At 69.7% G+C, this 20,807-nt stretch carries 18 protein-coding genes and 2 pseudogenes; 9 read left to right on the top strand and 11 right to left on the bottom strand.

Going from position 1 to position 20,807, the window contains the following annotated elements; all coding sequences use genetic code 11:
- Positions 1 to 48: 48 nt before the first annotated feature.
- The 7 genes and pseudogenes from FNH08_RS19385 to FNH08_RS19355 all read right to left on the bottom strand — a co-directional run bounded on the left by FNH08_RS19385 (position 49) and on the right by FNH08_RS19355 (position 7,867).
- Positions 49 to 1,473: a cytochrome P450 family protein gene (locus FNH08_RS19385; RefSeq protein ID WP_152772750.1), complete on the bottom strand. Its 1,425-nt coding sequence runs from the start codon at positions 1,471 to 1,473 to the stop codon at positions 49 to 51.
- Between the two features lie 147 nt (positions 1,474 to 1,620).
- Positions 1,621 to 3,855 carry a HelD family protein gene (locus FNH08_RS19380; RefSeq protein ID WP_152772749.1) on the bottom strand — a complete coding sequence of 745 codons (2,235 nt, stop codon included), beginning with the start codon at positions 3,853 to 3,855 and terminating at the stop codon, positions 1,621 to 1,623.
- 188 nt (positions 3,856 to 4,043) lie between these two features.
- Positions 4,044 to 4,376: a thioredoxin family protein gene (locus tag FNH08_RS19375; protein ID WP_322724848.1), complete on the bottom strand. Its 333-nt coding sequence runs from the start codon at positions 4,374 to 4,376 to the stop codon at positions 4,044 to 4,046.
- Positions 4,373 to 4,794, bottom strand: a pseudogene (locus FNH08_RS19370) (MerR family transcriptional regulator). Before FNH08_RS19370 ends, FNH08_RS19375 begins: the two are co-directional and overlap by 4 nt.
- Positions 4,795 to 4,853: 59 nt before the next feature.
- Positions 4,854 to 5,243: a RidA family protein gene (locus FNH08_RS19365; RefSeq protein ID WP_152772756.1), complete on the bottom strand. Its 390-nt coding sequence runs from the start codon at positions 5,241 to 5,243 to the stop codon at positions 4,854 to 4,856.
- A gap of 117 nt (positions 5,244 to 5,360) precedes the next feature.
- Entirely contained in the window at positions 5,361 to 6,215 is an 855-nt protein-coding gene (locus tag FNH08_RS19360; RefSeq protein WP_322724847.1) for an NAD(P)-dependent oxidoreductase, read from the bottom strand.
- A 260-nt stretch (positions 6,216 to 6,475) separates the two neighbouring features.
- Positions 6,476 to 7,867 (bottom strand): cation:dicarboxylate symporter family transporter, encoded by a 1,392-nt coding sequence (locus tag FNH08_RS19355; RefSeq protein ID WP_322724845.1) that lies wholly within the window; start codon positions 7,865 to 7,867, stop codon positions 6,476 to 6,478.
- Positions 7,868 to 8,166: 299 nt separating this feature from the next.
- Here FNH08_RS19355 and FNH08_RS19350 point away from each other — a divergent pair, with 299 nt between their 5' ends.
- The 4 genes from FNH08_RS19350 (at position 8,167) to FNH08_RS19335 (ending at position 11,845) form a co-directional block, all read left to right on the top strand.
- Positions 8,167 to 9,879 carry a sensor histidine kinase gene (locus tag FNH08_RS19350; RefSeq protein ID WP_152772747.1) on the top strand — a complete coding sequence of 571 codons (1,713 nt, stop codon included), beginning with the start codon at positions 8,167 to 8,169 and terminating at the stop codon, positions 9,877 to 9,879.
- A complete protein-coding gene (locus tag FNH08_RS19345) occupies positions 9,876 to 10,562 on the top strand; it encodes a response regulator (protein ID WP_152772746.1) in 687 nt (228 codons plus the stop codon). Before FNH08_RS19350 ends, FNH08_RS19345 begins: the two co-directional genes overlap by 4 nt.
- 283 nt (positions 10,563 to 10,845) lie before the next feature.
- Positions 10,846 to 11,637, top strand: a complete 792-nt coding sequence (locus tag FNH08_RS19340; protein WP_152772745.1) for a DUF5753 domain-containing protein — start codon at positions 10,846 to 10,848, stop codon at positions 11,635 to 11,637.
- Between the two features lie 16 nt (positions 11,638 to 11,653).
- Complete coding sequence (locus FNH08_RS19335) at positions 11,654 to 11,845, top strand: hypothetical protein (protein WP_152772744.1); 192 nt, start codon at positions 11,654 to 11,656, stop codon at positions 11,843 to 11,845.
- Positions 11,846 to 11,907: 62 nt separating this feature from the next.
- Here the strand turns inward: FNH08_RS19335 and FNH08_RS19330 are convergent, their stop codons facing one another.
- The 3 genes from FNH08_RS19330 to FNH08_RS19320 form a co-directional block, all read right to left on the bottom strand.
- Positions 11,908 to 12,675, bottom strand: coding sequence for a phosphotransferase (locus FNH08_RS19330; protein WP_152772754.1), 768 nt, complete (start codon positions 12,673 to 12,675; stop codon positions 11,908 to 11,910).
- 135 nt (positions 12,676 to 12,810) lie between these two features.
- Complete coding sequence (locus tag FNH08_RS19325) at positions 12,811 to 13,200, bottom strand: hypothetical protein (RefSeq protein ID WP_322724843.1); 390 nt, start codon at positions 13,198 to 13,200, stop codon at positions 12,811 to 12,813.
- Between the two features lie 89 nt (positions 13,201 to 13,289).
- Entirely contained in the window at positions 13,290 to 14,279 is a 990-nt protein-coding gene (locus FNH08_RS19320; protein ID WP_152772743.1) for a helix-turn-helix transcriptional regulator, read from the bottom strand.
- 93 nt (positions 14,280 to 14,372) lie between these two features.
- Between FNH08_RS19320 and FNH08_RS19315 the strand changes: the two genes are divergently transcribed.
- Positions 14,373 to 14,771: a VOC family protein gene (locus FNH08_RS19315; RefSeq protein ID WP_152772742.1), complete on the top strand. Its 399-nt coding sequence runs from the start codon at positions 14,373 to 14,375 to the stop codon at positions 14,769 to 14,771.
- Positions 14,772 to 15,008: 237 nt separating this feature from the next.
- Here the strand turns inward: FNH08_RS19315 and FNH08_RS19310 are convergent.
- Positions 15,009 to 15,323: pseudogene (locus tag FNH08_RS19310) on the bottom strand (MarR family winged helix-turn-helix transcriptional regulator); the annotation flags it as partial.
- A 135-nt stretch (positions 15,324 to 15,458) separates the two neighbouring features.
- On the opposite strand from FNH08_RS19310, the gene FNH08_RS19305 reads away from it, so the two are divergent.
- The 4 genes from FNH08_RS19305 (at position 15,459) to FNH08_RS19290 (ending at position 20,800) form a co-directional block, all read left to right on the top strand.
- Positions 15,459 to 17,540, top strand: a complete 2,082-nt coding sequence (locus FNH08_RS19305; RefSeq protein ID WP_322724841.1) for a tetratricopeptide repeat protein — start codon at positions 15,459 to 15,461, stop codon at positions 17,538 to 17,540.
- A gap of 75 nt (positions 17,541 to 17,615) precedes the next feature.
- Positions 17,616 to 19,004 (top strand): extracellular solute-binding protein, encoded by a 1,389-nt coding sequence (locus tag FNH08_RS19300; RefSeq protein WP_322724840.1) that lies wholly within the window; start codon positions 17,616 to 17,618, stop codon positions 19,002 to 19,004.
- Between the two features lie 65 nt (positions 19,005 to 19,069).
- Positions 19,070 to 19,954: a carbohydrate ABC transporter permease gene (locus FNH08_RS19295; protein ID WP_322724838.1), complete on the top strand. Its 885-nt coding sequence runs from the start codon at positions 19,070 to 19,072 to the stop codon at positions 19,952 to 19,954.
- A gap of 6 nt (positions 19,955 to 19,960) precedes the next feature.
- Positions 19,961 to 20,800 (top strand): carbohydrate ABC transporter permease, encoded by an 840-nt coding sequence (locus tag FNH08_RS19290; RefSeq protein ID WP_152772741.1) that lies wholly within the window; start codon positions 19,961 to 19,963, stop codon positions 20,798 to 20,800.
- Positions 20,801 to 20,807 lie beyond the last annotated feature (7 nt).

Here is a 20,807-nt window from a genome sequence, read left to right as displayed (position 1 = left end):
GATGGGACGGGTAGGGGCGGCGGGGGCGAAACAACCCCACCGCACCCCTCACTGCGACCTACGCGTCCCGAACATCAACCGCCGCAGCGCCGCCAGCAACCCACCCACACGGCCGTCATCCGCGTGCCCTGGCGACGGCACCGGCTCCTCGCCGCTCCGAGGAGCCGGAATCCGGCCGCGCAGGACGGAACTCTGCTCGCCCAGTTCGTATCGGACGGGCAACAACCGCAGCCCCCGCACCACAGGCCCCGCACGCCACGGCAACTGATCCGGCGGAAGCGTCAGCTCCGCCTTCGTGAAGTGGTCGAAGACGCGGCCCACCGCCGTGGACACGATCATGCTCGCCAGCTCACGGGCCGCACTCGGACACTGATGGGGCCCGGCCCCCCAGGCGAGATGCGCCCGCGTACTGATCGTGGAGTCGACGATGTGGGACGTACCGATCGCCAGCAGGTCATGGTGTGCCGCGGCGACCGAGGGCGACACGACATCCCCGGCACGCACCCAGTAGTTCCCCAGCCGCACATCCCGCGCCGCGAACCGGAAGCACATGTTGGCCACGGGCGGACTCACCAGCGCGGCCCGGTTGACCGTTTCACCGATCAGTCCGGCCGACAGGCTCCTCCGCACCGAGGCATTGCCCCGCAGCACCTCCAGCAGCGTGTTGCAGACCATGTTGCCGGTGATGTCGTTGAGGTAGACCGCGTTCATGAACAGTTCCCGGCCCAGCTGTTCGTCCGAGAGCGACGGGTCCGACAGGAGCATGTAGGAGGTGAGGTCGTCGCCGGGCACCGCCCGCCGGTGTGCCACGAGCCGTGTCATCGCCGCCGACGCCCGCGCGGTCGCCGCCCCCGCGTCGGGCCCGCCGTCCAGCATCCGCCAGAGGTCCATGACCATCTCGTCACCGAGTTCGACGGGGCAGCCGAACAGCTTCGTGGTGACCATGAGCAGCAGCGGCCGCGTGTACTGCGCCGCCAGGTCCGCGAAGCCCGTGGTCCCGGACTCCGCGGCGAGCATGGCGATGAGTTCGTCCGCGTAGCGCGCGACGGCCGCGCGCGTTTCCCAGCCCACCGGTGTGTGGCCGTCCTGGAAGGGCCGCATCGCCGAGTGGTACGTCAGCCGCGCGGCCCGGTGTTCGTCGTCGTCGAGGAACATCGTCTGCCGCACCTCGTAGCCCGCGAGCAGCGGCCAGTCCCTGGGCAGCCGTCCCTCGGCCCGCGCCCTCCAGTGCCGTACGTCCCGCCGCCACTGGCTCTCGCCGCGCAGCACCTCCAGGACCTCGCGGTAGTCGAGGACCAGCCACACCGGCACACCCATCAGCCCGACCGGCGCCACCGGGCCGTGCGTACGCCGCAGCCGCTCGTACACACTGCCCGGATCCGCGTCGAACTCCGAGGTCAGCAGCGGCTCCACGGGCAGCGACTCGATCCGGGGGCTGCCGGCGGGGGCGGCGGCGAACGCATGAGATTCCATGACGACCACGCATACCGCATGGACCACTCACGTGCAGTGACGATGGTGTGAACTGTTACGGGTTGGTGATGCCTGTGGTGGATGTGGTGATTCCGGCCCAATTACTTCACGTCGCCGACGCCGCCGGACGACACGGCACCGGACACGTCACTCCCCGCCCGCCAGCAGCGCCTCCGGCACCTCCCCCTCGTGCACGACGCCCAGCGTCTGCGTCGCGCGGGTGAGCGCCACGTACAGGTCGCTCGTGCCGAACCGGCCGGGCTCCACGACCAGCACCGAGTCGAACTCCAGCCCCTTGGCCTGCCGGGGGTCGAGCAGCACGACCGTCCGCGTCAGGTCCGGTTCCCGGCCCGCCGTGACGCCGTCGAGCCGTGCGGCGAGCGCGCGGTGCAGGTCGCGCGGCGCGATCACCGCGAGGCGCCCCTCTGCGGGGGTCAGTTCCGCGACCGCCTTGGCCACCTCGCCGGGCAGGTCGCCCAGGGCCCTGCGGACCCAGGGGCGTACGCCGGTCGAGCGGACCGAGCTCGGCGGCTCGAAGTCGGGGTTCTCGGCCCGTACGATCCGCGCCGCGAGCTCCATGATCTCGGCCGGGGTGCGGTAGTTGACGCCGAGACGGGTGTGCTCCCAGCGGTCCTCCACGTACGGCTGGAGGATGCCGGCCCAGGAGCCGACGCCCGCTTCCTCGGCGGTCTGGGCGGGGTCGCCGACCAGGGTCATCGAGCGGGTCGGCGAGCGGCGCATCAGCAGCCGCCAGGCCATGGGCGACAGTTCCTGCGCCTCGTCGACGATGATGTGCCCGAACGCCCAGGTCCGGTCGGCCGCGGCGCGTTCGGCGGCGCTGCGGTGGTCGTCCTCCTCGTGGCGTTCGGCGAACCGCTCGGCGTCGATGATGTCGTGCGCGGACAGCACCTCGGACCCGTCGGGGTCGCCGTCCTCCTTGTCCTCGAACTCGTATGTGCGGGAGGCGTACGACACCTCCAGCACGCCCTGCGCGTACGCGATCTGTTCCTCCCGCTCGCGCTCGGCGACCGCCCGGGCCACCCGGTCGTCCACGCCGAGGAGTTCGGCCGCCTCGTCGAGCAGCGGTACGTCGGCCACGGTCCACGCGCGCGTCACCGGACGGCGGATGGCGGCGGCGTCCTCGTCGGACACGTAGCCCTCGGGGGCGGCGAGGAAGTCGGCGACGAGGCGCTGCGGGGTGATCCGGGGCCACAGCTGGTCGATGGCGGACCAGACGTCGGGGTTGTCGGCGAGCTCGTCGCGGATCTGGGTGATGTCGCTGGGGTCCAGCAGGTTCGATCCGTCGTAGGGGTCGGTGCCGATGCGTTCGGCGACCATGTCGGTGAGCGTGTTGAGGATGTGGCCCTCGAAGTGCTCGCGCGCCACGTTGTGCTGGAGCTTCGCGTCGCGGGTGTGCTCGCGGGCGACCCGTACGAGGTCGTCGTCGAGCATGAGGACCTCCCGGTCGTGCTCGATGGCGATCACCGGGTCGGGGAGGGCCTGCCGGTCGCGTACGACGGCGGCGAGGACGTCGGCCATGTCGGCGCCGCCCTTGACGCGGGCGGCGTCCGGGGTGTCCCGGGCGGTGGCCTTCACCCCGGGGAACAGCTCGCCGACGGTCGCGAGCAGGACACCGGTCTCGCCGAGGGAGGGCAGTACCTCACCGATGTAGCCGAGGAAGGCGGGGTTGGGGCCGACGATCAGGACGGCGCGCTTGGCGAGCAGCTCGCGGTGTTCGTACAGCAGGTAGGCCGCCCGGTGCAGCGCGACGGCGGTCTTGCCGGTGCCGGGGCCGCCCTCCACGACCAGCACGCCGCGGTGGGGTGCGCGGATGATGCGGTCCTGGTCGGCCTGGATGGTCTGCACGATGTCGTGCATGCGGCCGGTGCGGGCCGCGTCGACCGCGGCGAGGAGGACGGCGTCGCCGGTGGGGTCCTCGTGGCCGGTGCGGGTGGCGTCGCCGAGGTCGAGGATCTCGTCGTGCAGGGCGGTGACGTCGCGGCCGTGGGTGGTGATGTGCCTGCGGCGGCGCAGCCCCATGGGGGTGTGGCCGGTGGCGAGGTAGAAGGGGCGGGCGACGTCGGCCCGCCAGTCGATGAGGATCGGCGTGAGGTCGGCGTCGTCGGCGCGGATGCCGATACGGCCGATGTGGTGGCTGACGCCGGAGGTCAGGTCGATCCGGCCGAAGCAGAGCGAGCCGTCCACGGCGTTCAGCGCGGCGAGCAGTCCGGAGCGTTCGGCGACGAGGATGTCCCGCTCCAGCCGCGCCTGCATGGGCGTGTTGCCCTGGGCGAGCGCGTCCGTGACGGAGACCTCGGCGTCCCCGCGCAGGGCGTCCACGCGCGCGTACAGTCCGTCGATGAATTCCTGTTCACGTCGCAATTCATCGTCGGAGAATTCTTTGTGCGAGCCCCTGTTTGACAATTCCGCTCCCGGCCGGATATACTGCGTGTTAGTTGAACTTCTTCGCGACCAATTCCCTGAAGTCGCGAACCACTCAATATACGCAGAGAAATCCCCCGAGCGCAATTACTCGGGGGATTTCTTCGTACTGCGCCAAGGGCGTCAGGTCAGAGCACCTCTGACAGTTCCTCCAGCAGCCGCCGCCTGGGCCGGGCACCCACCATCGCCTTCACGGGCTCGCCGCCCCGGAAGACCATGAACGTCGGCATCGACAGCACCTTGTACGCGTTCGTGGTCTGCGGATTGGCGTCCACGTCCAGCTGCACCACCTTGAGCCGGTCGCCCTCCTCCGCGGCGAGGGCGCTGAGCACCGGCCCCATCTGCCGACACGGCGGACACCAGTCGGCGGTGAACTCCACCAGCACGGGCAGCTCCGCCCCGATCACCTCCACGTCGAAGTCCGCGTCCGTCACCTCGGCCACACCCGCCGCCTTGATCACAGCTCCTGCCCTCCCAGTTCGCACAACGGTTCCGCCTCCTCGGCCATGGCCAGCCGCACGCCGATCTTCGCCCGCACAGCCTGCAACTCCCCGATCAGTGAATCGAGTTCATCCAGCTTGCGGCGGTAGACCTGGAGCGAGGCCGGGCAGGAGTCGCCCTCCGGGTGCCCGGCGCGCAGGCACTCCACGAAGGGGCGCGTCTCCTCCAGGCCGAACCCGAAGTCCTGCAACGTACGGATCTGCCGCAGCAGGCGCAGATCGCCCTCGTCGTAGGTCCGGTACCCTCCCCCACTCTCGGCTTCGCTCGAGCGGGGGGACCCCCATCTGCGCGCCGCCCGGGCAGCAGCCCCAGCGACTCGTAGTACCGCACCGCCCTCGCGGTCGTCCCGCCCCGCGCCGCCAGCTCGCCGATTCGCATGCGCCGACGGTATTCCTTGACGTCGGCGTCAAGGCAACACCGCCCACGGGCCGACCGGGTCACCAGGGGACGATGGCCAGGGCCTCCACCTCGAGCAGCAGCTCCGGCCGGAAGAGGGCTGCCACCTGTACGGCCGTGCTCGCCGGCGGGCGCGCGGTGTCGATGTGGGCGTCGCGGGCGACCCGTACCTCCGGCAGGACGGCGACGTCGGTGACGTAGAAGGTCAACTTGGCCACGTCGGCGAATGTCGCTCCTCCCGCCGCCAGGCAACGCCGCAGATTCTCGAAGACCTGGCGGGCCTGGGCGGCGGCGTCGCCCTCCCCGACCACGTTTCCCTTCTCGTCCAGGGCTACCTGCCCCGAGATGACGACCAGTCGGCCCTCTCCGACCACGACGTGGCTGTACCCGTTACCCGGGGCGACCCCGTCGGGCGGAATGTGGGTGAGCATGCTCTCTTCCGGCTCTTCCGGCTCTTCTGGCTCATCCGGCACAGGAGTCCTCCTAGAACTGCTGTTTGAGGATGCAACAGTACGAGGCATCAGTACGAGGCATCAGCCGGGTTACGGTCACCCGCCGCGCACGGCCTCGACCGTGCTGGCCCAGCCGTCGGCCGCGTGGCCGCGGGCCAGCGCGCGGTCCGTGATGTCCTTGACCGCGCGGAGGACGCCGACGTCGAGGCCGCGCTGCTCGGCGGCCTCCAGGACGTGGCCGGCGCCCGCGGCCATCATCGCGAGGGGTGCGTCCTCGCCCGGGTAGGAGCCCGCGTCGATGTGCTCGGCGGTGTAGGCGGTGATGGGCGGCATGATGCCGGTGATGGTGCCCAGGTAGGGGGCCAGGTCGGTCGCGCGGACGCCCTCGGCGCCGGCGAGCGCGAAGGCGTGCACGAGTCCGGACATGCCGGCGTAGAAGTAGTCGAGCAGGGCGAGGTCGTACACGGCGGCGAGGCCGTGGTCCTCGCCGAGGTACGCGGGTCGCCCGCCGAGCGCCCGCAGGGCCGTCTCGTACGTGTCGTACGCCGCCCGTGGCCCGCTGTAGAAGACGAGTGCCTCGGGCTGCCCGACGGCCGTGACCGGGACCATGATCGCGCCGTCGAGGTGGTCGATGCCGCGTTCTTCCGCCCAGGCCGCGGTGGCACGCGAGCGCTCGGGGGTGTCGGAGGTGAGGTTGACCAGGACACGGCCGGGCAAGTCGTCGGCGGCCGCGTCGAGGACGGCCTGTACGGCGCCGTGGTCGACCACGCAGACCACGACCAGCTCCGCCGCGCGGACCGCCTCGGCGGCGGTCCCCGCCCGGACGGCACCCTGCGCGACCAGCTCGTCGCCCTTGCCGGGCGACCGGTTCCAGATGGTCGTGGGGTGCCCGCCCCGCAGGAAGGCGGTGGCGAGGGCCTTGCCCATGGCGCCGAGGCCAAGCACGGCCACGGAGGTCTTCTCTGCCGGAGAGTTGTCAACAGCGGTGTTCGTGACAGCGGTGTTCGCAACAGCGGTGTTCTCAACGTCGTTTCGCATGATGACCATGCTTGACGCGGGGACAACTCCCCACAAGTACCGACTAATTTGTCAGATACTCACCGAAAGGTTAGTGGCGGCGGCTCACGGACACGACCGAGCGGCCGGATCCACGGGGGAGGGGATCCGACCGCTCGGGGTTTGTGGGGGGTGCCCCGTGAGGGGCAGCGGGCCTACGCCTTCGTCAGCTCCTTCTCGCCCCCCTGCTCCGCCTCCGAGTCCGCGTCCGAGTCCGTCACAGCCTCGGCGTGGTCGTCCAGAAGCGTCTTCTCGTCGAACGGCAGCTGCCCCGCGAGCACCTGCTCCACCCGCTCCTTGTCTATCTCCTTCGTCCACGTGCCGATCAGCACCGTGGCGACCGCGTTGCCCGCGAAGTTGGTCAGGGCGCGGGCCTCGCTCATGAAGCGGTCGATGCCGACGATGAGGCCGACGCCGTCCACGAGCGCGGGCTTGTGGGACTGGAGGCCGCCCGCGAGGGTGGCGAGCCCCGCGCCCGTCACACCGGCCGCACCCTTCGAGGCGACCAGCAGGAAGAGCAGCAGCGGGATCTGCTCGCCGATCGACATCGGCGTACCCATGGCGTCGGCGATGAACAGGGACGCCATGGTCATGTAGATCATGGTGCCGTCGAGGTTGAAGGAGTAGCCGGTCGGAACGGTGATGCCGACCACCGGCTTGCTGACGCCCAGGTGCTCCATCTTCGCGATGAGCCGCGGCAGCGCGGACTCGGAGGAGGAGGTGGACAGGATCAGCAGGAACTCACGGCCCAGGTACTTGAAGAGCGTGAGGATGTTGAGGCCCGCGACGATCCGCAGCATCGCGGCGAGCACGATGAAGACGAACAGGAAGCACGTGACGTAGAAGCCGAGCATCAGCACGGCGAGGCTCTTGAGGGCGTCCAGACCGGCGGAACCGGTGACGGCGGCGATGGCGCCGAAGGCACCGATCGGCGCGGCCCACATCACCATCGCGAGGATGCGGAAGACGAGCCGCTGGATGTGCTCGACACCGCGCAGGACCGGGGCGCCGGCCGGGCCCATGGCCTGGAGCGCGAAGCCCGCGAGTACGGCGATCAGCAGGGTCTGCAGGACCTCGCCCTCGGTGAAGGCGGAGACGAGCGTGGTCGGGATGATGCCGAGCAGGAACTCGGTGGTGTCCTTGGCCTCGGAGTCGATCTGCGCGTGGCCGGTCTCCTTGATCGCGTCGGTCACCGCGAGGCCGGTGCCCGGCTCCAGGATGTTGCCGACGACCAGACCGATGCCCAGGGCGACGAACGACATCGCCAGGAAGTAGCCGAGAGCGATACCGCCGACCGCGCCGACCTTCGCGGCCTTCCGTACGGAGCCGATGCCCAGCACGATCGTGCAGAAGATGATCGGCGAGATCATCATCTTGATCAGGTTCACGAAGCCGGTGCCGATGGGCTTCAGCTCCACCGCGAAGTCGGGAGCGATGAGGCCCACGGCGATGCCGATGGCCACGGCAACGATCACGGCGATGTACAGGTAGTGCGTGCGGTCCCGCTTGGCGGGTGCGCTAGGTGCCGTATTAGTGGTGCTGGCCACGGCTGCCCTCCTCGTCGACGACGTCGTCGGCTCTTCCGGCGTGCGGCTCACGTCCGGGGAATGTACGGGAACGAGCTCCCTGGGCGGGAGACCGCCCCCGGGGGTCGTGGGAGTGGGGGTCCCAGGGGTGGGAGGCATGCTCCCTGCGGCTCGGGAGTGCGGGTCCCGGGTCGGGAGTCGTGCTCCCTCGCGACGGGCTGTTCGCTCCATCGCACTTGGGTGACTATCCCCCGCCCTGTGAGGGCGGTCACCCTTCCGTTCATTTAGTTCACGCTTATACGTGGATGCAGACTGTTCGCATGCGCATCCCCCGCGCCCCCCGTGTCCTGCGACCCCGCAGCCTGGCAGGCCAGCTCTTCGCTGTCCAGGCCGTGCTGCTGGCGGTCGTGGTGGCCGGTTACGCGCTGTTCACGTACGTCAGCGACCGCACCCAGGCCGAGGAGGCGGCGGGCCGCCAGGCGAAGGCCGTGGCCCGCGCGGTCGCCGACTCACCGTCCGTGCGCGAGGCCATCCACACCGCGAAACCCACGAAGGCCCTCCAGCCGTACGCGCTCAAGGTGCAGCGCGACACCGAGGTCGACTTCATCACGATCATGAACCCGGACGGCATCCGCTGGACCCACCCCGACGAGAAGCAGATCGGCAAGCACTTCCGCGGCCACATCGACCGGGCTCTGAACGGCGAGACCTTCACCGAGACGTACACCGGCACCCTCGGCGCGTCCATGCGCGCGGTGACGCCCATCGAGGAGAACGGCCACGTCATCGGCCTGGTCAGCGCGGGGATAAGGATCGAGGCGATCAGCGCCCGCGTCCAGGACCAGCTCACCGCGCTGATCGGCGTCGCGGCGGGCGCCCTCGCCCTGGGCGGCCTCGGCACGTACGTGGTCAACGACCGGCTGCGCCGGCACACCCACGGCATGAACGCCTCCGAGCTCAGCAACATGCACGACTACCACCAGGCCGCGCTGCACGCCGTGCGCGAGGGCCTGCTGATGCTGGACGGCCAGTACCGCGTCGCGCTGATCAACGACGGCGCGCAGGAGTTGCTCGGCGTGAGCGAGGAGGTGGTCGACTGCTCGGTCGCCGACCTGGGCCTGCCCACCCCGGTCACGGGCGCCCTGCTGGCCTCCGAGCCGCGGGTGGACGAGGTGCACCTGACGGCCACCCGCGTCCTGGTCGTGAACACCTCACCCGTCTCCGGCGGCCAGCGCCGTGGCACGGTCGTCACCCTGCGCGATGTGACGGAACTCCAGTCGCTGATGGGCGAGCTGGACTCCGAGCGGGGCTTCACCCAGGCCCTGCGCTCCCAGGCGCACGAGGCCGCGAACCGTCTGCACACGGTCGTCTCCCTGATCGAGCTCGGCCGGGCGGAGCAGGCGGTCGACTTCGCGACGGCGGAACTGGAACTGGCCCAGGCCCTGACGGACCAGGTGGTCGCGGCGGTCAGCGAACCCGTCCTGGCGGCCCTGCTCCTGGGCAAGGCGGCCCAGGCCAACGAACGGGGTGTGGAACTGGTGGTCTCCGAGGACAGCCGCATCGACGACGGCCTGCTCCCGGAGTCCCTCTCCGCCCGTGACCTGGTCACCGTCCTCGGCAACCTGATCGACAACGCGGTGGACGCGGCTCAGGGATCGGTCGGGGCCCGGGTCACGGTGACGGCGTACACGACGGACACGGCGGACACGGCGGATTCCGACGCGGGCGCCGAACTGGTCCTGCTGGTCGCCGACACGGGCGCGGGCGTGGACCCGGCCCACGCGGAGGCCGTGTTCGAACGCGGCTTCTCGACGAAGCCGGCCGGCCCGGGCGGCCGCGGCCTCGGCCTCGCCCTGGTCCGGCAGACCGTACGCCGCCACGAGGGCACCCTCACGGTCACGGAGGCCGACGAGGGCGGGGCGGAGTTCGAGGTCCGGCTGCCGTTGCCTACGGTAGGGGCCGCCCGGGCAGGCGCGGATTCGGACACCGCGCGGTCCGCCGAGCACAGAGCCGTGCCTGGAGGCCACGTATGACGATCGACCCCATCCGCGTCCTGGTCGTGGAGGACGACCCCGTGGCCGCCGACGCGCACGTCCTGTACGTCGGCCGTGTCCCCGGCTTCACGGCGGTCGGCAAGGCCCACACCGGGGCGGAGGCGCGCCGCGCGCTGGACCGCACGCCCGTGGACCTGCTCCTGCTGGACCTCCACCTCCCGGACGTGCACGGCCTCCAGCTCGCCCGCTCGCTGCGCGCCGCCGGCTACCACGCGGACGTGATCGCGGTGACGTCCGCACGCGACCTGACGGTGGTCCGGGAAGGGGTCTCGCTGGGCGTGGTGCAGTACGTGCTCAAACCCTTCACCTTCGCCACACTGCGCGACCGTCTGATCCGTTACGCCGAGTACCACGCGGCGGCCGGCGAGGCGAGCGGCCAGGACGAGGTGGACCGCGCGCTGGCCACCCTCCGGGCTCCGGGCCCCGCCGCCCTCCCCAAGGGCCTGAGCGCCCCCACCCTGGAACGCGTCACCGTGGCCCTGCGCGACTGCGCCGACGGCCTGACCGCGGCCGGCGTCGCCGAGACCGTCGGCATCTCCCGCATCACGGCCCGCCGCTACCTGGAGCACCTGGTGGAGGCGGGCCGGGCGGCCCGGAGCCCGCAGTACGGGACGGTGGGGAGACCGGAGCTGCAGTACCGGTGGGTGAAGGGGCAGCCGTAGGCGCCCCCGAGCCCAGGCCCTCACAGCACTCCCGGGGGGTACCACACCGGGAGCGGGTCGCCCGCAAGCCTCTTACCTGTAGCTTTCCCTCTCCGCGGGTTCTCCCACTGGTGGTACTACATTTTTCGGTGTGCGCACTCAAGCCGTTCCCCATTCCGGAGCGAGCAGGAAAGCGGTCCGTCTCCCCGCCCTAGTCGTTGGCTAAGGAGGTCGAGGACCGAACCAGGAAGACTGGTTTCTCCGCTGTTGTCTCCAAGGCTCTTGAGCAGTGGCGTTGCGCAGGATGCGCCTTGCCGCAGGGCAGACCACGGAGTACGCCGCCGGGCTGCTGGGGCTGGACCGCACGAAGGTGTCCAACATGGAGGCGGGCGTCCGAGCCACCTCGCCGGAGCGGATCCGGATACTCGCCAGCAACTACGAGTGTGCGGACGAGCGGTACATCGAAGCGCTGGTCGCCATGGCCGACGTACGCAAGCGCGGCTGGTGGCAGCAGTACCGGGGAAGCCTCCCCCAAGGGCTTCTGGACGTTGCCGAGTTGGAGTGGTTCGCCGCCCGGCTGCGGAGCTACCAGACCGTACACGTGCCGGGGCTGCTGCAACTCGGCGAGTACGCCCGTGCCATCTTCGCCGCCGCGCTTCCGCCCCTGCCCGGCTCAGAGGTCGAACTCCGCGTCGTACACCGCCTGCGGCGTCAGCAGGTTCTGGACCGTGAGGACCCCATCGAGTACGTGGCGTACGTCCACGAGTGGGCCCTGCGGATGCAGTTCGGCGGGCGTCGCGTCATGCGCGAGCAGCTGCACCACCTCTGCCAGACCTCCGAGCGCGACAACGTCGAATTGCGCGTACTCCCCGTCGAAGCGGGCGCCTTCCCCGGTGCCGGGCACGCCGTGCTCTACGCCCACGGCACGGTCCCCCAGCTCGACACCGTGCAGCTGGACTCCGCCCACGGCGGCGAGTTCACTCACTCCGAGGCTCAACTCGCCAAGTACCAGGCCCACATGGACTGGTGGCAGACGCAGACACTCAGCTCCAAGGACTCACGCGATCTCATCCACTCCATCGCCCGCCAGCTCTGACCCCCGAGAGGCCCCCATGCCCGACATCACCTGGGAATCCCCCTTCTGCGCAGAAGGAAACAACTGCTTCCGCATCGGCACCGACCCCCAAGGCAACGCCTACATAGCCATCGCCGGCCAGGAGGACCACTACCTCACCGACACCCGCGAAGCGCTCCGCACCCTCATCCGCGACATCAAGTCCGGCAAGGCCGACCACCTCCTCTAGGTCGAGCCGGCCCGCGACGGGCACACTCGCGTACATCGCGGCCGACACGAGGTTGCAGACGATCAGTTCAACAGGGCAGCCGTGAACAGATCGTGGTGAGCAACCAGCCACCCCTGAATGCGATCCCAACGTTGCCAACCACCGCGCTCGGACAACACCTGGGTGTAGACGGGGTCACCATCGGCCACTAGGTCGGCGACGAAGACCCGGCAGGATGCCGTGGCCTGTTCCATGACGTCAGGCAGTTCAGCGCGCTGCTGCGGGGTGAGGCCGTAGCCGTCGGCGAGGATCCGCAGTCGCCTCGGGGCATCCAGTCCCGCGGGATGGAGAGCTGCCGCGGACGCGGGATCGAGCATGGGAACCCAGTAGCGGGCGGTCATGGCGACGTCCCACACTGCTCGGCCGGGGGCCGCCAAGTCGAAATCGATCAGGGCTGCGGCACGGCCATCGCGGAAGACGACGTTCTCCACGCACACATCGTTGTGGCACAGCATCGTTCCTCCCGCCGGGTCGGCCAGGGATCGGGGCCACTCAACGCATGCGTCAACCGCGATGGCCGCGCTGGCGTCGTGCAAGCGCCGCAGCAGGCTTCCCACCGACCTCAACGCGGTCTCAGTCATCACCCAGCGCGGAAACGGCGGTAGAGCGACGTCACCGGGGATGAAGGTCAGCTGCTCGCGGCCGTCCGCGGTGAGACGGACCGGCCTCGGAGCCGCGTCGAAGCCATGCTCTCTGAGCGCGAGGAGATGGGCATGGAGGGCGCGCGCGGTGCGCGGCGCTGGGCGTTCCACCAGGGCACCGTGGCGGAAGACCGCGCCCGCGTTCACCATGCCGCCGAACAGGGCTTCGTTGTCTTCCGTCTCGCCCTCAGCCGTCGTCTCGATCACGCTACCGTCAGGTCGGTCGTGCGTGTGACGGTCAGGCGGCGGGCTGCCGGCCCTGGTCGTCGAGGTGGTAGCGGGCGGTCAGGCGCCAGGGTCGACCTCGGGGTGCGTGAACCGCACGGGCTTGCCCAGCGACCGGGCGTAGGCGATTTCGGCTCGGGTGCTGTCTCCGATGTAGTCGCCGACTACGAGCACCTCATCAGCCAGCCGGATCTTCGCCCGGTGCAGATCGTCGAGTCGAACCTTCAGCGCCTCGGCCTCGTCAGGATCGGACCAAAGTTCGTGCGGCGACTTCATGTCACAGCCCGGTTTGACGACAATCTTTCCGGCTTTGGTCTCCCGCAGATCGGCCTCGTTCATCTCGGTCATGAAGCGGGTGGAGCCGCAGATCACGACGATACGCGGGAGGCTCAACAGCTTCTTCGCGTCGGCGAGCTTCTCCTCGGGGGTGAGCAGTTGCGGGTATGACACGGGTTCCTCCTGGTTGTGTGTGGTCCAAGGGGTTCAGCGCCTGCCCATCGCCTTCGCGCCCTGACCGGGGCCAAGGCCGACGAACGCGGTCAGGCCTGGCGGGCGTAGGACGCGAGGCGATCGGCGAGCGCGGTGACGAGGTCGCGCAGTTCATCGGGGCGCTCGATGACGAACGGCCGGTCGAGTGAGGCGAGTACTGGAGGCAGCCAATCGAGCCGCTCCGCCCGCAGCTCGACGCGCAGCCAGGGCTCGGTCGCCCGGTCCCCGCCTGCCACGGGCGCGTACTCCTCCAGGCTCGCGACACTGGCGGGAAGGTGGGCGCGGATCTGCTCAACTGTCCCGTGGATCCGCAAGGTCACCTCATGCCGGTACTCGGCCGTGGCGAACGCCGACAGCACGCGCTGGGCCGGACCGGGACCCACGGGCGCTTCGAATGAGCCGGGCAGGGTCCGCGCGTCTGCGATGCGATCGAGCCGGAAGGTTCGGTCCTCGCAGATCCGGGCGTCCTTGCCCGTGACGTACCACCGGCCCGCATGGGCGACGATCCCGTACGCGTGCAGCGTGCGTTCGCTGCGCCGTCCGTCGCGGTCGGTGTAGCGGATCGAGACCGGTCGGCGGTGGCGTACCGCATCGGCGATGGTGAGCAGGACCTCGGCGTTCGAGGTGTCGAAATCATCGGGCTGATCCGTGAAGGCGAGAGCTTCCAGGAGTGTGTCGAGCCTGCGGGCGATGCGCTTGGGCAGCACCCGCCGGATCTTCGCCGATGCCGTCTCGCTCGCCGTACGCTCCGTCGTCGTCAGCCCCGCTCGGCGGCCGGCGACCAGGCCGAGCAGGACGGCCAGCGCCTCGTCGTCGCTGAGCATGAGCGGAGGCAAGCGGTACCCGGGGGCGAGCCGGTACCCGCCGTAGCGGCCACGCACCGATTCCACGGGCACGTCGAGGTCGATCAGCTGGCCCACATACCGGCGCACGGTGCGCCCTTCGACGCCGAGCCGGTCGGCGAGTTCGGCCACCGTCCGGGTGCCGCCCGACTGCAGCAGCTCCAGGAGTGTCAGCACGCGGCCGGTGGGTCGAGGCATGTTCGCAGCCTAACGCGAATACAGGACCGATTCTGTCCACTATTTCTCCTAGTCTGCGACGTGCACGCCTCCAGCACAGCCAAGGAGATTCCCATGGAGTTCGTCTCGATCCGCATCATCACCAGCGACGTAGCGCGCCTCGTCGAGTTCTACGAGCGAGCCACAGGGGCGCGGGCGGTGTGGGCCACCGAGGACTTCGCCGAACTCAAGACCGCGGGCGCCACCCTCGCGATCGCCGGCACCCGCACCGTTCCGCTGTTCGCCCCGGGCTCTGCCCGCCCGGCGGACAACCACAGCGTGATCACCGAGTTCCTCGTCGACGATGTGGACCGCGTTCACCAGAACCTGACTGGCTTCGTCACCGACTTCGTCAACGAGCCCACCACGATGCCCTGGGGGAATCGGTCACTGCTGTTCCGCGACCCCGACGGCAACCTCGTCAACTTCTTCACCCCCGTCGCCCCAGCGGCCGTCGAAAAGTTCGCACGCTGACGCCAAGCACAGCCGCTCACGCTGGAGCCCTGCGATCCCAGGGCTCCCCTTCCTCGCCACCCACGGCATCACACCGATCCGCCTCCGCCGCCGCCTCACCGACAACGGCGCGTGCCACCGGTCTACGACCTGGGCTGACCCGCTCGCCGCGACCGGCACAAAGCACACCTGAACCACTCGCGGACATCCCGCAGCAACTCACCGGTGGCAAGGCTCGGGACGGTGCGGGTAAATGGGCTATTGCTCTTCGCGCGGGCGGGGGTGCGCGGGGTGGTGGTGCTCGGTCAGGGCAGTGAGCAGGCGGGTGAGCTCGTCCTGCTGGGCGGGGTCGAGGGGGGCGAGGAGTTCGCGCTGGGCGTCGGCGATGAGCACATCGAGGCGCTCCAGGCGGCGGCGGCCGGTGGGGGTGAGGGTGATGACGTTGCGGCGGCGGTCGGCCGGGTCCGGTTCGCGGCGGATGCATTCGGTGTCGGCGAGCTCGTTGAGGACGGCGACCATGTCGCTGCGGTAGACGCCGGTTCGGCGGCTGAGTTCGGCCTGGCTGGCGGCGCCGGCCTCCCGGGCGCGGCGGGGATCGCTTCGACTTTCGGGGGAGCACGTTCTACGGGTCGTTCACGGCCAAGCGGGAGGGTTGAACGCGGCTCTGTGCACGGCCCGGTGCCGGTCGCGACCGCCGCGCTTCCTTCCGTGCCCGCAGGGTTCACGGGACGGGACGAGGACCTGGGCCGGCTGCTCAGGGTCTTGGACCCGACTGCCGAGTCCGACCTGCCGGTGGTGATCTGCGCGGTTTCCGGGCTGGGCGGCATCGGCAAGACGTCGCTCGCCCTGTGCGCCGCGCACAAGGCGGTGCGGGACGGGTGGTTTCCGGGTGGGACGGTGTTCGTCGACTTCCGGGGGTACGACGACAATCCGGTGACGGCGGATCAGGCGCTGCTGGCTCTGCTGGACGGCCTCGGTGTCCGGGGCTCGGATCTGCCGCAGACCTCGACCGCGCAGTACGCCTTGTACCGGAGGTTGCTCGCCGAGGAGCGCCGTCCGATGCTGCTGATCCTGGACAACGCCTCGGACCCGGTCCAGCTGACTCCTCTCATCCCCGGTACCGATCACCACCGCGTATTGATCACCTCCCGGGACCGGCTGACCGATCTGGACGCCAGGCTCATCGACCTCGACGTCCTCACATCGCAGGCTGCGACCGACCTCGTGGACAAGTCCCTGCGGCTCAGCGATGAGCGGGACGACCGGGCACTTCGTGAGCCGGAGGCCGTGGCCGGTCTCGCCGAGGTCTGCGCCCGCCACCCCCTGGCTCTCCGGATCGCCGTCGGCATGCTCCGCAAGCGCCGGCACCGGACGATCACCTCGCTGGTGGACGAACTCCGGACCACGGAGGATCGAACGGAGAGGCTGGGTGTACGACCGATCTTCGAGGCCGCCTACAGCCAGCTTCCCGCTGATCAGGCGCGGTTGCTCCGCCTGCTGTCCCTGGCCCCCGCCGCGGAGGTCAGCGGTGAGGTGGTGGCGGCGTTGGCCGGCCTTGCCGCCGGCCAGGCCTTCGAGTTGCTGGAAGAGTTGGCTTCCCAGCACCTTGTCACGCCCTCACCGGGAGACGCGGGCGTGCGGTGGCGGCTACACGACCTGGTGCGGGCCTTCGCGGTGGCGGTGGTGGCTGCGGACGCGGTGTTCGTGGAGGAGGGAGACGCGGCGCGGGAGCGGGTGCTGGAGTTCTACTGTCGGTGGGCGACTGCCGCCGACGCCCTGTTGCAGCGTCCGCCAGAAGTGCCCGTGGAGGAGCGGTTCCCCACCCGGGGGGCGGCACTGGCGTGGCTGGACGGAGAGCGAGCCGGGCTTGTGGCAGCCGTGCAGTTGGCGCAGGAGGAGCACGCGGACGTCGCGGTGCGCCTGGGCAGATGCCTGGATGCGTACTTCCGCTGGCGGCGGAGGTTCGACGACTGGACGACCGTCAGCCGGGCTACCCAGGAAGCCGCCCGCCGCATGGGTGATGGCGTCGGCGAGGCTCTGTCATGGCACAGGCTCGGTCACGCCCTACAGGAGACGGGGCGGGTCACCGAGGCGATCGACGCCCACAGACAAGCCCTCGGCGTCTTCCGAGCCACGAAGGACGGCGACCACGAGGCCCAAGCGTGGGACCACCTCGGCTCGGCCCTGCGAAGGGCGGGCCGGTTGCAGGAGGCGATCGACGCATACACACAGGCCCGCGACCTGTTCCGAGCCGCCGAAGACCGCCATCGTGAGGGCTTCGCTTGGAACAACCTCGGCTTGTGTCTCAGACAGGCAGGCTGGACAAGGGAAGCAATCGCCGCCCAGACACAGGCCTGCGACCTGTTCCGAGCCACCCGGGACCCCAGCCGTGAGGCCACCGCGTGGAACAACCTCGGCGTCACGCTGCAGTTGGCGGGCCGGTTGCAGGAAGCAGTCGACGCCCACACACACGCCCGCGACCTGTGTCAGGCCATCGAGGACCGCATCAGCGAGGGCACGGCGTGGCTCTGTCTCGGCGGCGCCCTGCAAGGCATGGGTCGAGTGGAGGACGCGATCGACGCGTACGGCACGGCGCTGGAGATCAGCCGGGAGGTCGAAGACTGGCAAGAGGCCGGCATGGCTCTCGAAAACCTGGCTGCCCTCCACATGGCGGCCGACGACCTCGTCCAGGCCCGCGCCCACTACCTCGAAGCCGCCGACGCCTATACCCGAGACAACGCCCGGGACCTGGCCGCCCGAGCCCAGGCCTGCGCAGACTCATTGACCTGACCAGACCACCACTCGTACGTTCACTGGGCAGTTCGTCCCCGGCCACAACGACGTAGGCCCGAGGAGGTCGTGCCCGTGCGCCCCACCGCCGTCCGCACCCGCCCCACTGCCCGACTCACCGCACTCGTCGCACTGTCCGTCGCCGCCACCGCGCTCACCGCGTGCGGCGGCGGCTCCGGAAGCGACGCGAACACACTGAAGGTGTCCTTCAAACAGTCCACGGACAACTCCGTCCGCGTCATGGACACCTACCTCGCCGGCATCAAGAAGCAGTTCGAGAAGGCGAACCCGGGGAAGAAGGTCGAACTCGTCCCCATCAAGGCCCCGGACTCGGAGTACTACACCAAGGTCCAGCAGATGCTCCGCTCGCCGAAGACGGCCCCCGACCTGGTCTACGAGGACACCTTCCTCATCAACTCCGACATCACGAGCGGCTATCTGAAACCGCTCGACACCTATCTGGCCAAGTGGAAGGACTGGGACCAGTTCATCGACACGGCCAAGGCGGCGGCGAGGGCCGAGGACGGGAAGACGTACGGCATCCCGGACGGCACCGACACCCGCGGCCTCTGGTTCGACAAGGACATCTTCGAGCGGGCCGGGCTGCCCTCCGACTGGCAGCCGAAGACCTGGGACGACGTCCTCTCCGCCGCCCGCACGGTCAAGCGGAAGGTCCCCGGCGTCACACCGCTCAACGTCTACACGGGCAAACCGGCGGGCGAGGCCGCGACCATGCAGGGCTTCGAGATGCTGCTGTACGGGACGGGCGACGGGAAGTCCGACCCGCTGTACGACAAGGCGAGCAAGAAGTGGGTCGCGGGCGGTCAGGGCTTCAAGGACGCCCTGACCTTCGTGGAGACCGTCTACAAGGAGAAGCTCGGCCCGGACGTCTCCGTCGCCCTCGACCCGAACATCCAGACCGTCGTCCGCGGCGAACTCCTCCCCAAGGGCAAGCTCGCCATCGACCTCGACGGCTCCTGGCTGCCGCAGGACTGGCAGAAGGGCGCCGGGCACGAGTGGCCGACCTGGTCCGAGGAACTGGGCCTGGCGTACATGCCGACCCAGAACGGCCAGTCCCCCGGCAAGGTGAGCATGTCCGGCGGCTGGACCTGGGCGATCCCGGCCAAGGCGGGCAACCCCGACCTGGCCTTCGAGTTCATCAAGACGATGCAGACGAAAGCCAATGCCCAGAAGTGGTACATCGCCAACTCGGGTATCGCGGTGCGCGAGGACGTCGCCGAGGATCCGGAGTACATCAAGGCGCAGCCCGGCATCAAGTTCTTCACCGACCTGGTCGCCAGCACCCACTACCGCCCCGCGTATCCGGCGTACCCCAAGGTCTCGACGGCGGTCCAGGAAGCGATGGAGGGCGTCACCACCGGTGACATGTCGGTCCAGGAGGCGGCGCGCGGTTACGACGACACCCTGAAGTCGGTCACGGACGACCAAGTGATCACGAGGTGAGCCGCCCTGAATCCCGGACGGCCCCAGAAGCCCGGACGGCCCCGAAAGCCCGGACGGCGGACCGGGTGAGGCCCCGGGCGGCCCCCCGGTCCGTCGTCCGGCGCCTCACCCGCGCCCTTCCCGTCACCCCCTCCCTCGTCCTCCTTCTCCTCTTCCTCGCCGGCCCGATCGTCTACTGCGCGTACATCGCCTTCACCGACCTCCAACTCACCGGCCAGGCGCAGGAGTCGTTCGTCGGGTTCGACAACTTCCGTACGGCGTTCGAGGACAAGGCGTTCCTCAACGCCGTATGGCTGACGCTGGTGTTCACGGTGCTCAGCTCACTCGTCGGCCAGAACACCCTCGGTCTGGCGCTGGCGTCGCTGATGCAGCGGGCGTCGAAGCCGGTCCGTACGCTCGTGGGCGGGATCGTGATCACGGCGTGGGTGCTGCCGGAGGTCGTCGCCGGCTTCCTGCTGTACGCCTTCTTCCGCCGCGAGGGCACCCTGAACGCCATCCTGGACTGGCTCCATCTCCCGTCCCAGAACTGGCTGTTCACGCTCCCGATCCTGGCGGTGTCGTTCGCGAACGTCTGGCGGGGCACGGCCTTCTCGATGCTGGTCTACTCGGCGGCCCTGAACGAGATACCGAAGGAGATCACCGAGGCGGCGCAGGTCGACGGCGCGGGCGGCTGGCGCCGGCTGTGGCACGTCACGCTGCCGATGATCCGGCGCTCCATCGGCACGAACCTGATGCTCAACACCCTCCAGACGCTGTCCGTGTTCGGTCTGATCTGGGTGATGACCCGCGGTGGCCCGGGCGACAAGAGCCAGACACTCCCCCTCTTCATGTACGAACAGGCCTTCCAGAACAGCATGATCGGCTACGGCACGGCCGTGGCCCTCCTGCTGCTCCTCATCGGCTCGCTCTTCTCGGTCGTCTACCTGCGCCTGCTGCGGACGGAGGTCTGACCCGCCATGCCCCGCACCCTGAGAGACCGCCGCACGGCCCGCCGTCTGGCCGCCGACGCGGGCCTCCTCGCCGTGGCCGCCGCCTTCGCCCTCCCTCTCGCCTGGGTGGTGCTGTCCGCCCTGGACCCGGACGCCGACCTGAGGGTGAAGGCGCCGGACGGCCTGACCCTCGCCAACTTCGACGCCGTCCTGACCCCGGACATCATCTTCACCCCGCTCCTCAACAGCCTGGTCCTGTGCGGCGGCGGCACCCTGCTGACGGTGGTGTGCGCGGCCCTGGCGGCCTATCCCCTGTCCCGCTTCAGATCCCGCCTCAACCGCCCCTTCCTCCTCACCATCCTCTTCGCGACGAGCCTGCCGATCACCGCGATCATGGTCCCCGTGTACGCCCTGTTCGTGCGCGTGAACCTCATCGACACGATGCAGGGCACGATCTTCTTCTTCGCCGCCTCCCAACTGCCGTTCGCCATCTGGCTGATGAAGAACTTCATGGACGGCGTCCCGAAGGAACTGGAGGAGGCCGCCTGGACGGACGGCGCGTCGTCGCCGCAGTCCCTGGTCCGGATCGTGCTACCCCTGATGGGCCCGGGCGTGGCCGTGGTGACCGTGTTCTGCTTCGTGATGATGTGGGGCAACTTCTTCGTGCCCTTCATGCTGCTCCTGACGCCCGACCAGATGCCCGCCGCCGTGAGCATCAACGAATTCTTCGGCAACCGCGGGATGGTGGTGTACGGGCAGCTGGCGGCGTTCTCGGTGATCTACTCAACGCCGGTGCTGGTCCTGTACGTACTGGTGGCACGGCGGCTGGGCGGCGGGTTCGCGCTGGGCGGGGCGGTCAAGGGGTGAGTCACGG

Source organism: Streptomyces spongiae (genome assembly GCF_009377185.1).
In the GTDB taxonomy this organism is placed as follows: Bacteria; Actinomycetota; Actinomycetes; order Streptomycetales; family Streptomycetaceae; genus Streptomyces; species Streptomyces spongiae.
This window is presented reverse-complemented; position numbering and strand designations above follow the sequence as displayed.

Excerpts from the sequence above, each read along its gene's own strand:
- FNH08_RS19320 (WP_152772743.1), bottom strand. The coding sequence starts at position 14,279 with ATGCCTCGACCCACCGGCCGCGTGCTGACACTCCTGGAGCTGCTGCAG.
- FNH08_RS19350 (WP_152772747.1), top strand. The coding sequence starts at position 8,167 with ATGCGCATCCCCCGCGCCCCCCGTGTCCTGCGACCCCGCAGCCTGGCA.
- FNH08_RS19345 (WP_152772746.1), top strand. The coding sequence starts at position 9,876 with ATGACGATCGACCCCATCCGCGTCCTGGTCGTGGAGGACGACCCCGTG.
- FNH08_RS19290 (WP_152772741.1), top strand. The coding sequence starts at position 19,961 with ATGCCCCGCACCCTGAGAGACCGCCGCACGGCCCGCCGTCTGGCCGCC.
- FNH08_RS19330 (WP_152772754.1), bottom strand. The coding sequence starts at position 12,675 with ATGGTGAACGCGGGCGCGGTCTTCCGCCACGGTGCCCTGGTGGAACGC.
- FNH08_RS19335 (WP_152772744.1), top strand. The coding sequence starts at position 11,654 with ATGCCCGACATCACCTGGGAATCCCCCTTCTGCGCAGAAGGAAACAAC.
- FNH08_RS19385 (WP_152772750.1), bottom strand. The coding sequence starts at position 1,473 with ATGGAATCTCATGCGTTCGCCGCCGCCCCCGCCGGCAGCCCCCGGATC.
- FNH08_RS19365 (WP_152772756.1), bottom strand. The coding sequence starts at position 5,243 with ATGCTCACCCACATTCCGCCCGACGGGGTCGCCCCGGGTAACGGGTAC.
- FNH08_RS19315 (WP_152772742.1), top strand. The coding sequence starts at position 14,373 with ATGGAGTTCGTCTCGATCCGCATCATCACCAGCGACGTAGCGCGCCTC.
- FNH08_RS19340 (WP_152772745.1), top strand. The coding sequence starts at position 10,846 with ATGCGCCTTGCCGCAGGGCAGACCACGGAGTACGCCGCCGGGCTGCTG.